Source organism: Burkholderia sp. 9775_39 (genome assembly GCF_015712225.1).
GTDB lineage: Bacteria > Pseudomonadota > Gammaproteobacteria > Burkholderiales > Burkholderiaceae > Burkholderia > Burkholderia cenocepacia.
Window position 1 is genome coordinate 165,675 of record NZ_JACCQC010000015.1, and the last position, 11,596, is coordinate 177,270.

Annotated in this window: 11 protein-coding genes; 6 read left to right on the forward strand and 5 right to left on the reverse strand. The window is 67.5% G+C overall.

The features are described 5' to 3' along the window. Nucleotides 1–16: 16 nt before the first annotated feature. Nucleotides 17–964: a LysR family transcriptional regulator gene (locus H0X90_RS21210; protein ID WP_077190980.1), complete on the forward strand. Its 948-nt coding sequence runs from the start codon at nucleotides 17–19 to the stop codon at nucleotides 962–964. Nucleotides 965–983: 19 nt separating this feature from the next. Here the strand turns inward: H0X90_RS21210 and H0X90_RS21215 are convergent, their stop codons facing one another. After that, nucleotides 984–1,445 carry a hypothetical protein gene (locus H0X90_RS21215; RefSeq protein WP_077190979.1) on the reverse strand — a complete coding sequence of 154 codons (462 nt, stop codon included), beginning with the start codon at nucleotides 1,443–1,445 and terminating at the stop codon, nucleotides 984–986. 87 nt (nucleotides 1,446–1,532) lie between these two features. Further along, nucleotides 1,533–3,662, reverse strand: a complete 2,130-nt coding sequence (locus tag H0X90_RS21220; protein WP_077191048.1) for a TonB-dependent siderophore receptor — start codon at nucleotides 3,660–3,662, stop codon at nucleotides 1,533–1,535. Between the two features lie 823 nt (nucleotides 3,663–4,485). Between H0X90_RS21220 and H0X90_RS21225 the strand changes: the two genes are divergently transcribed. Then, nucleotides 4,486–6,114, forward strand: a complete 1,629-nt coding sequence (locus H0X90_RS21225) for an NADP-dependent glyceraldehyde-3-phosphate dehydrogenase (protein ID WP_006484641.1) — start codon at nucleotides 4,486–4,488, stop codon at nucleotides 6,112–6,114. Between the two features lie 91 nt (nucleotides 6,115–6,205). Here H0X90_RS21225 and H0X90_RS21230 read toward each other — a convergent pair whose 3' ends face one another. The 3 genes from H0X90_RS21230 to H0X90_RS21240 form a co-directional block, all read right to left on the reverse strand. Then, nucleotides 6,206–7,249, reverse strand: a complete 1,044-nt coding sequence (locus H0X90_RS21230) for a T6SS immunity protein Tli4 family protein (RefSeq protein WP_077190978.1) — start codon at nucleotides 7,247–7,249, stop codon at nucleotides 6,206–6,208. A gap of 230 nt (nucleotides 7,250–7,479) precedes the next feature. Further along, a complete protein-coding gene (locus tag H0X90_RS21235) occupies nucleotides 7,480–8,112 on the reverse strand; it encodes a LysE family translocator (protein WP_006484586.1) in 633 nt (210 codons plus the stop codon). Between the two features lie 297 nt (nucleotides 8,113–8,409). Continuing rightward, nucleotides 8,410–8,559, reverse strand: a complete 150-nt coding sequence (locus H0X90_RS21240) for a hypothetical protein (protein ID WP_006484525.1) — start codon at nucleotides 8,557–8,559, stop codon at nucleotides 8,410–8,412. Nucleotides 8,560–8,700: 141 nt separating this feature from the next. Here H0X90_RS21240 and H0X90_RS21245 point away from each other — a divergent pair, with 141 nt between their 5' ends. The 4 genes from H0X90_RS21245 (at nucleotide 8,701) to H0X90_RS21260 (ending at nucleotide 11,596) form a co-directional block, all read left to right on the forward strand. Then, nucleotides 8,701–9,024: a hypothetical protein gene (locus H0X90_RS21245; protein ID WP_006484612.1), complete on the forward strand. Its 324-nt coding sequence runs from the start codon at nucleotides 8,701–8,703 to the stop codon at nucleotides 9,022–9,024. 88 nt (nucleotides 9,025–9,112) lie between these two features. Next, complete coding sequence (locus tag H0X90_RS21250) at nucleotides 9,113–9,316, forward strand: hypothetical protein (RefSeq protein WP_060212861.1); 204 nt, start codon at nucleotides 9,113–9,115, stop codon at nucleotides 9,314–9,316. Between the two features lie 82 nt (nucleotides 9,317–9,398). Then, nucleotides 9,399–9,884, forward strand: coding sequence for a hypothetical protein (locus H0X90_RS21255; RefSeq protein ID WP_006484540.1), 486 nt, complete (start codon nucleotides 9,399–9,401; stop codon nucleotides 9,882–9,884). Between the two features lie 242 nt (nucleotides 9,885–10,126). Next, on the forward strand, nucleotides 10,127–11,596 hold the full coding sequence (locus tag H0X90_RS21260; protein ID WP_077190977.1) for a PepSY domain-containing protein: 1,470 nt from the start codon (nucleotides 10,127–10,129) through the stop codon (nucleotides 11,594–11,596).

Below are 11,596 nucleotides of genomic sequence, written 5' to 3' on the forward strand. Positions count from 1 at the left end.
GGATAAATAGAGCATCATGCGCAAATTCAAGATCCCCAACATGGGCGCGCTCGTGGCTTTCGAAGCCGCCGCCCGCCACGAGAGCTTCACGCACGCGGCCAAGGAGCTGTTCCTGACCGAAAGCGCGGTGTCGCGGCAGATCGCGACGCTGGAGGCGAGCCTCGGCGTGCGGCTGTTCGCGCGCGTGAAGCAGCGCGTCGTGCTGACGCGCGCCGGCAAGCTGTACGGCACGCAGGTGCGGCGCGCGCTGGAAGCGCTCGACCGCGACACGCTGTCGATCATCGCGCACGGCAGCGGCGGCGGCTACCTGGAACTCGCGGTGCTGCCGACCTTCGCGTCGCACTGGCTGATCCCGCGCATCAAGAGCTTCTACGACCGCACGCCCGACGTGCGCGTGAACATGGGCAGCCGCACCGACCTGTTCTCGTTCGAGGACACGCACTTCGAAGCCGCGATCCACTACGGCAAGCCGACCTGGCCCGGCACGTCGTCCGACTATCTGTTCGGCGAGGAAGTCGTGCCGATCTGCTCGCCCGCGCTGCTGAACGGGCCGGTCGAGCGCGTCGAGGATCTGCTCGCGTACCCGCTGCTGCACTCGACGACGCGCCCCGGCGCGTGGGCCCAGTGGTTCGAGACGCACGGCGTCGAGGACATCCGCACGATGCAGGGCGTGCGCTACGAGCTGCATACGATGCTGATCAACGCGGCCGCGGCCGGGCTCGGCGTCGCGCTCGTGCCGAAGTTTTTCGTCGAGGAACAGTTGCAGCAACTCGGGCTCGTCGTGCCGTGCGATGCGGCAACCGTCGGCGATTCGGCGTACTACCTCGTGTATCCGACGGAGTTCAGCCACAGCAAGCCGCTGGAATCGTTCCGCGGCTGGCTGCTCGAACAGGCGAGCGCGTATGCGGCGCCGGAACGCGACGCGCGAGACGCCGATGAAGAAGATGACGAAGACGTCGAGTAACGGCGCTGCCGCGCCGGCGTCACCGCGCGGTGGCGCTGCATGCGTGCCGCGCCGGCGCGTCGGCTGACACGACCTTCACCAGCCGCGCACGATCGGGCGTTTCCAGCCCCGGGCACGCGGTCTCCAGATCGCGGATCACGAGCGTCGCGCGCCCGTCGAACCGGCACACGCCGCGCGGCTGCGCGGCGGGCAGCCGCAGCCGGCGCCGCGCGTCGGGCTGGTTCGTGAAAACGATCACGCCTGCGCGCTGCGAGCGATCAGGCAAGTGCCGCGCCGACGCGTCGTCCTCTTCGAACCCCACGTCCGGCCCGATCGATTCGTCGCCGTAGTCGAGCGCGTAACGCCCCGACAGCGTGATCGTCCGGTCGACATGCACGGCATGGCAACCCGGCTCGGCATCCGCGGGAATCGTCTGCGCACCGGCCGCGACCGGGCCGCACGCCAGCAACGATAAAAGCAGCGCGCGGGCGCGGGCGGTCATGCTGGACGCATCAAGCGCGTGGCGGCTCATGGGCAGTCGGGTGCGGGTCGTCGTGACGAAGACCCGCATTGTCGCGCACCGCGTGCGTTACATGTGCCACTTCACCGTGGCGGTCAGCGTACGCGGATCGCCCGGCATGTTGTACAGGTCCGCGTTGCCGTGCGCGGCGATGAAGTAGCGTCGATCGAACAGGTTGTCGAGCGTGAGCGTCACGTCGACCTTCTTGCTGCGATAGCCGGCGCCCAGGTTGAACACCGTGAACGACGGCAGCGTGACGAGATCGCTCGCCGACGTATAGCGCGCGGACTGGAACTGCATGCCGGCCGCCGCATAGAAGCCGTACGGCAGCTCGCGCTTGAGCCACAGGTTCGCGCTGTGGCGCGGCATCAGCCCCGGCGTGTTGCTCGACACCGCGAGGCCGGCCGCCGTCGATTGCGCGGACCCGTCCACCGTGCCGTTCAGGTACGCGTAACCCGCATACACCGACCACTTCGGCGCGATCTCGCCGGTGAAGCCGAGTTCCATCCCGCGCACGTGCTGCGTGCCGATCGGCAGCGCATAGCCGGGATTCGCCGGGTCGCCGATCTGCTGGTTGGTCTGGCGCATGTCGAACAGCGCGACGCTGGCCGTCGCCTTGCCGCCGAGGTCGAAGCGCGAGCCCACTTCATACGCGGTGGTCTTCTGCGGCGCGAGCGCGGCGCCGTTCGAGAACGCGCCGGAACTGATCAGCGTGTCGGCCAGCGGCGAGAACGACTGGCTGAACGACCCGTACAGCGTGAGCCAGTCGAGCGGTTCGTAGATCAGGCCGACGCGCGGGCTCCATGCATGATCGGTACGGTCGAGGTTGACGTTCGACGACGTGTAGTCGTGGCGGATCTGGTTCAGGTAATCGAAGCGCAGGCCGGCGAGCACCTTCCAGTGTTCGGTCAGCGAGATCAGGTCCTGCGCATAGACGCCCGCGAGCCCGACGACGGTCGACGCGTTCGTCTTCGCACGCGTGCCGCCCGGCACGCCGGGCAGGACGACCGGCTGCGGATTGAACAGATCGTAGGTCGCGACCTTCGTCACGCTGTAGATCGTGTCGAACTTCTGCTGCTGCGACAGCTCCAGCCCGTACAGCAGCTCGTGACGCATGCCGAACAGCGAGGTCTTCTGCGTGAGTTCGAACAGCCCGTCGATGCCGTGATCGGTGCGCTGGCGCGTCGACTGATCGAGCGTGACGACCGGGCGCGCGGCGGTCTTGATCGGCTCGTACGTCACGTAGTTCTTCCGCTCGAGCGAGAAGTCGTACGCGCGGATCGCGCCGTGGAACGACAGCGAATCGTTGAAGCGGTGATCGAGCGACACCGTCGCGCTTTTCGCGGAGATGTCGTTGTACGAACTGTTCCCGCCGTCGGCCGACCCGTAGTACGTGTTGATCGGCACGTCGACCGGCCGGCCGCGATACGCGGGCAACCCCTGATCGGACGTGCGACGGTCGTGCAGGTAGTCGAATTCGACGTTCAGCACCGTGTCGCAGTCGAGCTTGAACTGCGCGGACGGCGCGATGGCCTGCCGGTTGAGCTGGAACCGGTCGCGGAAGCTGTTCGAATTCTCGGCCGCGCCGGTCATGCGAAAGCGCGCCGCGTCGTTCGGGTTCCAGCCGAGATCGAATTCGCCGCGCCGCTCGCCGCGCGTGCCGAGCGTCACGCCCACGTCGTTCACCGGGTTCGCCTGCGGCCGCTTCAGCACGCGATTCACGATGCCGCCCGCCGAGCCGCGCCCGTACAGCACGGCCGCCGGCCCCTTCAGCACCTCGACGCGATCGACGTTCGACAGGTCGCGGTAGTACAGCGCGTCGTCGCGAATGCCGTCGACGTACTGGTCCGTGATGCTGTTGAAGCCGCGGATCGTGATCTGGTCGCGCTGGCCGTCGCCGACCGAGAAGCCGACGCCCGGCACGTTGCGCAGCGCGTCCTGCAGCGACGTCGCGTTCTGATCCTCGATCACCGCGTGCGGCACGACGTTCACGGTCTGCGGCACGTCCATCAGCGACATGTCCGTCTTGGTCGCCGCGCGCGAATGGCCGCCGTCGTACGACGCATGCTCGGCGGCCGCGTTGACGGAAATCGCGGGCAGGGTCGCCGCGGCATCGCTCGCCTGCGCAAACGAAGTGCGGGCGCCGGCCAGCGACGTGGCGATCAGAAGCGCATGGCACGCGCTCGTGTGGAGTTTCATCGTAAACGTAGAGGTGGTGAAGAAAACGGCGAACGGCCAGCGCAAGCGGCACGAAAAAAGCCGTGACATCCCGTCACGGCTCGTAATGCGGCGAAATAATAAACGAGAATGATTCGTGTTTTTAATTAATTTTCAACGTGTCGCCTGGCCACAACGTGAATGCGCGATGCGCTCTGCATTCCTGACGAATGCCTTTCTGTTTCAAGCGATTGGGCGGCTCGAATCGTAATAAAAACGAAAGCATTGGATCGATCGCGTCATGCGGCGACGATCGGTAAAAGGCGGGATTCGGGATACGACGGCGGAGAGCTGAAGAGGATCACGAAGGATCGGCCAAGCTGGCGGGACTGGCGGGACTGGCGGGACTGGCGGGACGGATTCAACGGTCCGGTGCGCGCCGGACCGGGCAACCCCGACCCGGCGCTCCGGGCAGCCGACCTCGTATCGGCAGCGCGGCGGACCGACTTCTATTCTTCACTACGTCTGCTCTCAGGTTCACTGCATTTTTTTCCTCACCGCGCTGCGCCATTATCCGCTCAATTCGGCCGAAGTAAAACGTTTGCGGTTGCACCCAGGCCGTTATACCGGCGATTCGGAAACAGTCTTTCGAAATACTTACGATGCCGCTGCCGCGATTCGGTCATTGTTGCATTCGTGACGGCGTTCCTTTTTAATGGAACTGGTTCCATTCGCTGAATCGGCCACATTCCCGCGTGACGCGCCGTCGCGTGCAGGTCATGATGCCGATTCAGGATCGAGGATCATTCAGCTCAGGATTCGCATCGCCCGTCCTTCCCGGACACCCCCGTCAAACGAGACCGTCATGCCCGATTCCGCCTCCCTGCAGCACCTCTTTCCCGCCTTACAGGACATCCCCGCCGAATTCCGGCTGGCTTCGCCGATTCACCAGCGCGTGTCGCTCGTCGACGGCGAATTGCGACCGTGGGACGGCGCGACCAAGACCGTGCTGTCGCCCGTGTGCGTGCGGCAGCCGGACGGCGGCGTCGAGCAGGTCGAGATCGGCAGCTATCCGGTGATGGGCGAAACGGAAAGCGACGCGGCGCTCGACGCCGCGGTACGCGCGTACGACGCCGGCCGCGGCGAATGGCCGACGATGAAGGTCGAGCAGCGCATCGCGTGCATGCAGGATTTCATCAAGCGGATGGTCGCGCAGCGCGAACGCGTCGTGAACCTGATCATGTGGGAGATCGGCAAGAGCCTTGCCGATTCGCAGAAGGAATTCGACCGCACCGTCACGTACATGACGCAGACGATCGACGCGCTGAAGGAGCTGGACAACGCGAACTCGCGCTTCGTGATCGCGGAAGGCACGATCGGCCAGATCCGTCGCACGCCGCTCGGCGTCGTGCTGTGCATGGGCCCGTACAACTATCCGCTGAACGAAACGTTCGCGACGCTGATCCCCGCGCTGCTGATGGGCAACACCGTGGTGTTCAAGCCGCCGCAGTACGGCACGCTGCTGTTCGAGCCCCTGCTGGAAGCGTTCCGCGACGCGTTCCCGAAGGGCGTGATCAACACGATCTATGCGCCGGGCGCGGTGGTCGTGCCGCACATGCTCGCGTCGGGCAAGATCAACGTGCTTGCGCTGATCGGCTCGAGCAAGGTCGCCGATCACCTGAAGAAGCAGCACCCGAAGTCGCACCGGCTGCGCGCGATCCTCGGTCTCGATGCGAAGAACGCGGCGATCGTGCTGCCCGACGCCGATCTCGACCTCACCGTGAAGGAGTGCCTGCTCGGCGCGCTGTCGTTCAACGGCCAGCGCTGTACCGCGCTGAAGATGCTGCTCGTGCATCGCTCGATCGTCGACGAATTCCTGAAGCGCTTCACCGCCGCGCTCGAACAGCTGAAGATTGGCATGCCGTGGGAAAAAGGCGTCAGCATCACGCCGCTGCCGGGCATGCATCGCACCGCGTACATGACGGACGCGATCGACGACGCGAGGGCGAAGGGCGCGCAGGTCGTCAACCATCAGGGCGGCGAATTCAGCAAGACGCTGTTCTACCCGGCCGTCGTGTATCCGGTGTCCGAAGGGATGAAACTGTACCGCGAGGAGCAGTTCGGGCCGATCATTCCGGTCGCGCCGTTCGACGACGTGGAAACCGCGCTCGACTACGTGACGACGTCGGAGCACGGCCAGCAGGTCAGCATCTTCGGTTCCGATCCGGCGCAGATCGGCGCGCTCGTCGATCCGCTCGTGAACCAGGTGTGCCGCGTGAACATCAACTGTCAGTGCCAGCGCGGGCCCGACGTGTTCCCGTTCGCCGGGCGCAAGGATTCGGCCGAGGGCACGCTGTCGGTGAGCGACGCGCTGCGCGCGTTCTCGATCCGCTCGATGGTCGCGGCGAAGCAGACCGACGGCAGCAAGCAGCTGCTCGACTCGATCGTGTCGGATCACCACTCGAAGTTCATCAATACGGGCTTCATTTTCTGAAGCCGCTTCGATGCGGGGCCCCCGCCGTGCATGGCGCGGCGGGGCGTCCGGTCGAACGCATCGCCCGCGTCGCCCGCATCACCGCCGCCGGTCAGATCGCGCCCGGTCGCGCGTGCAGGCCGTTCAGCAGCGTGTCCCATGCCTGCAGCGCGCGCGCCTCATCGACCGGTGAGGTGGCCTGCGCCGGCGGCAAGTCGCTCTGCCCGGCCACGCCCAGCAGCATCTCGATCGCGGTATGCGGTTGCGCAAGCGTGGCGGCATTGCCCGGCGCGAGCAGGTAGAAGCGATAAGCCGTGACGGCGCCGTCCCGAAGCTCGAACAGCACTTCCTCGGCATCCATGCCGGCAATCGACCGTTTCCCCTCGCGCAGGAGGCGATAGCTTCCGGGCAGGCGATCGAATTTCGCGCGCAACGCGGGCAGCGTACGGCTGAGCGGCTGCTCGCGATCGTCGCCGACGGCATTGCGCGACTGGATCACGAGCAGCGCCGGTCGACCCGGCATCAACGCGAAAGATTGCCTGACTTCTTCGGGGTAGGTGGACGATCCGGTCACGATCCCGCCGTCGAAGCAGAAGCCCGGTTCGGTCGGTACAACCCAGTTATCGCGCATCCGGATGCGCCGGAACGTGTCGTCATAGATGCCCTCGACACGATCCAGCGCATCGGCGCCGATGCTGCCCGTCGTGCGGACGAGCGTGCGGTTCGCGTACAGATAGCCTTCGGTATCGAACGGCAATGTGACGGATTTCGCCGCCGCTTCGTTGAAGACGAAAACACGCGAATCCGGTACGGGGGAAAAGGCCTTTTCCAGCCACGCGTGACGGGTCTTCCGATCCATCTCGACCGGATTCGCGCGCAGCCGGGTACGCATCACCTGCTCGCGAGCGGCGATGGCGGCCTGGTAGGCATCCGGCGGCACCTCGTGCGTCGTGAGCAGTTGCTCCCCGCGGTACGCGTAACGCTGACTCGAGATCTCGCTCGAAACCGGCCGATCGAACACCAGGCGGCCGATACACCACGGACGTACTTTGGACAGCAGCGGATTGCTTGTCGCCGGATCGGCGGAAAACACCGAAGTGCACGCACACAGTCCCGCCAGCACACCGAACCAGCGCAAAAGACGAACCATCAGCATCTTCCGGTACCTCGTGCATCCTTCATGGGTTGCCCGACACTGTACCCGGAAAGACGCGGCCCTCGCCGTTGCACGGGTCGCGCAGCAGCGGGCGGTGCGAGGCCCGATGCAGGCACGTCAACCGGCACGTCGGCCACGCCGGTATCGACGGCACGCACGACACCGTCACCGGCGCGACGATTGCGCCGGCTGACCGCCTCTCGCGGCCCGCGCAGCCGGCGCGCGACACCTCACACGTTCGTCACCAGCAGCCGCACCCCCGCCACGCCGAACACGACGGCCAGACACGCCTCCATCGCACGCCGGCCGCGCACGTACAGCCGGCGCGCACCGTCCATCGAGAACACCAATGCATAACCGCCGAACACCGCGCAGCCGATCGCGAGGCAGCCCGGCACGACGGCGCCGTGCGCGCCGCCCGCGCCGTTCGACGACAGCGCGACGATCGACACCCACACGAGAATCGCCTTCGGATTGGTCAGGTGCAGCATCGCGCCGCGCACGTAGAAGCGCGACAGCCGCTGCTCGCGCGCCGCGTTCGCCGATGCCGCCGGCGGCCCCGCCAGCGCCGTGCGCGCCGACTTGAACGCGAGCCACAGCAGGTACAGCCCGCCGAAGACCTTGATCGCGATCAGCAGCTTCGACCATGCGAGCAACGCGGCCGATACGCCGAGCGCCGCCACCGTCGCCCAGAACATCGACCCTGAAATCACGCCGAGCGCGAACGCCAGCGCCGCCTTGCGACCCTGGTTCGCGGCGACCGACATGATCGCGAGATTGCTCGGCCCGGGGCTGGCCGTGCCGATGAAATAGGCCGTGTAGGCGAGCAGCAGATTGGCCGAGAAGAAGGTGTGGACGCTCATGTCGAATCTCGCGGGGATGGTTCGGAGATTGTTGGCAAACCCGCGCCGTCTGCCCATGGACAATTGTGCGGCCGATCGCTGGGCCAGTTGCGTGGTCATGCAACCGATCGCCGCACGCCGGACCGTCTCTGTTTTGAAACAACCGGCGCGTCCGCCGCCGGTTCGCGCGACGCAGCGGCACGCGTTCCCCGCGGCCGTGTCCCGTCGGCGGACGCACGGCGGGCGTGGCCGAACCGCGCGACACGCGCCGTGCCGGCCGTCCGCCGGCGGAAACGCGCGACGTGCCGGATACCTGCGTTACGTTACATCCGTGAAGCATTTCACCTCGTCGCGCCGCTGCAGGCGCCCGACGCCGCCCGCCGTGCGCGCGTAGACGCCCTCCTCGATCGCCAGCCCGATCCAGTCCCGGCGGGACTCGCCGACCGATGCGGGAGCGCGGCTCAACATTGCTCAACAATCGTCCGGCGGCGCTGGTACGGAATCTGCATTCCGTTCGGGCAGAAGCCGCGCTGGCGCGCGGACATGAATTCACCCGCGGGCGCCTCAACGGCTACGCCCGTACGATGTGCACACGCAACGAGGCCCTTCATGGATGCGCAGCCCAATTCGTCCGATACGTCGTTCCAGCTCTTCCTCGCGAAGGTGCTCGAACAGCCGCTGCCCGACTGGACCGAGAAACAGCAGATGGAACTCGAGATGGCGCGCACGCTGTCGACGCAAATGGTCACGCTCGCCGAAGACATGCGCGGCCGCACGCCCGATCTCGCGCGCTGCCTCGTGCTGCTGCGCTACGCGAAGGTGCTCGATTTCATGCTGACGTCGCTCGCCGCGCACCGCGACATTCATCCGCAGACGCTGCGCACGCTGTTCCGGCTCGCGAACCTCAAGGTCGACGATGCGTATCCGGTGTGAGCCGGCGCAACGGAGCGCGTGCCGCACACGGCCGTCGTGCCGGCGCCGGCCGTCCGCGATGCGCTCGCATGCCGGATAACCTCGCCGCATGCGCATCGGAAACCGGACATCCCGGCTGGCCGGCGAGCCCGGCCTCTTCGTGAAGCAATACGGGCGCAACGCACGGAAACACCTCGACCCGAACGACACCGAACGCGCGATGAGGCGACTGTCGACGGCCGACCTCCCCGGTCTGCCAGCCGACGACGCAACCGAAGAAGACGAATCGGGTGTGGATTCCGGTCCCGCCTGACGCAACCCGACCCACCTCGACCCACCCCGCACACGCACGGCCCGCCTGCCCCTCCACGCAAACGGAGGTACAATCGCGCGCCATGAACGCACTTCGCCGCTTCCTGCTCCGGCCAGGCGTCGCACGACAGTGGCTGTGGGGGTTCCTCCTCGTGACGCTGCTGTCCCGCGCGCTGATGTCGGGCGCCGTGATGCTCGATCCGGACGGTCCGGATGCGGGCTCGGTGGTGCTGTGTTCGGGCCAGGGCCCGCTGATCGTCACCGCCGCCGCGCTGGCCGCCCGCTTCGATGCGAGCGCACCGATCACGCCGGCCAACGATGCGCTGGCGCTCGTCGATGCACTGAAGCATGACGCGCACGCCGACAAGGCGGCGTCTTCCGGTAACGGCGACAGCCTGTGCGCATTCGGCGCCGCGCTGTTCACCGCGCTCGCATCGTTCGTGCTGCTGGTGCTGCTGTTTCCCGCGGCGGTTCCCCGACGCTTCCGCGTTCACTTCGACAGTCTTCCTTTCGTGCGATCGCTATTCGACGATCGCCCGCCCTCCCGCGCCCCTCCTCGGTTCTGCTGAACGTTCCGCCCCGTGGCGCATGCACGTCGACGTGCACGCGCGTTCACGCCGTTCGTTTCACCCGACCTGATTCACGCGTTCACCCGCCAGCCCGCATCGCGCGGGCGACGCCGCCCTGCGCATCGTCCGCGCAACGTGCCGCGCCGCCTGCCGCGGTGCGGCCTGCACGCGGGTGCGACGCACGTTGACGGCCGCCGGCCCGCGCCGGTCCCGCCGCTCGACGCATACGAGGAGTTCACACCATGTCGACCACCGTCGATCGGGCCGTCGCGCCCGCCCGTTCCGCCAGCGCCGGTTACCGGACGCTCTGGCGCTGGCACTTCTACGCCGGCCTGTTCGTGATGCCGTTCCTCGTGATTCTCGCGATCACGGGCACGCTGTACTGCTTCCAGCCGCAGATCGAGCCGCTGCTGTATCCGCACCGGCTGGTCGTCGAACCGCGCGCGACGCCGCGGCTCGATGCCGACACGCTGCTCGCCCGCGCCCGCACCGCGATGCCGGCCGACGCGACGCCGGTATCCGTGCAGGTCGCCACCGCGCCGGACCGCAGCGCCGAGTATGTTTTTCGGCTGCGCGACGGCAGCCGCGAGAGCGTGTACGTGAACCCGTACGACGGCCGCGTGCTCGGCACGCTGAGCGTCGAGAACCGCTTCATGCAGGTCGACCGGATGCTGCATCGCAAGCTGCTGCTCGGCAAGACCGGCGAGTGGCTGATGGAGCTCGCCGCTTGCTGGACCTTCGTGATGATCGGCACCGGCATCGCGCTGTGGTGGCCGCGCGGCGCGGCACGCGTCGGGCGCGCGCTGCGGCCCGACCTGTCGCTGCGCGGCCGGCCGCTGTGGAAGAGCCTTCATGCGACGGCCGGCATCTGGCTCGCGGCCGGCACGGTCGCGTTCATCCTGACCGGGCTGCCGTGGTCGGGCTCGTGGGGCAAGAACTTCAAGGCGCTCGCCGCGACCGTGAACCTCGGCGCGCCGGAAGGCGCATGGGGCGGCGCGTCGGTACGCTCGACGCGCCCCGGTGCCGCCGCGACGGCCGGGCAGGCGCCTGCGCAGGCCACCGCGCCGTCCGGCCATCACCACGATTCCGGCGAATCGATGCCGGGGATGGTGATGGACGACCTGCCGTTGCCGCAAACGCCGTGGGCGGTCGGCAACGTGCCCGTGCCGCATTCGCCGTCCGCGCCGACACCCACGCCGCTGCCGCTGGCCCGCGCGATCGCGATCGTCGCCGGGCTCGGCGTGACGAGCGGCTACACGCTCGCGCTGCCGTCCGGCGCGGACGGCGTGTTCACCGCGTCGTACTTCCCGGCCGACCCGAAGGCCGAACGCACGATCTACATCGACCAGTACAGCGGCGCGGTCCTGAAGGACATCCGCTATGGCGACTACGGCGCGGTATCGAAAGCGGTGTCGTACGGCACGTCGCTGCACATGGGCCGCTATTTCGGCCTCGCGAACCAGATCATTTGCGCGGTGCTGTCGCTCGGGCTGGCCGCGATGGCCGTCACGGGCACCGTGATGTGGTGGAAGCGCCGCCCGGCCGGGACGCTGGGCGCACCGTCGCGCGAACGCGGCACGCCGCCGATGCGCGGCTGGATCGCCGGGCTCGTGCTGCTCGGCATCGTGTTCCCGCTGATGGGACTGACGATCGTCGCGGTCTGGTTGCTCGACCGGCTGCTGTTCGGCCGCGCCGCGCGCGCCGCGGCGTGA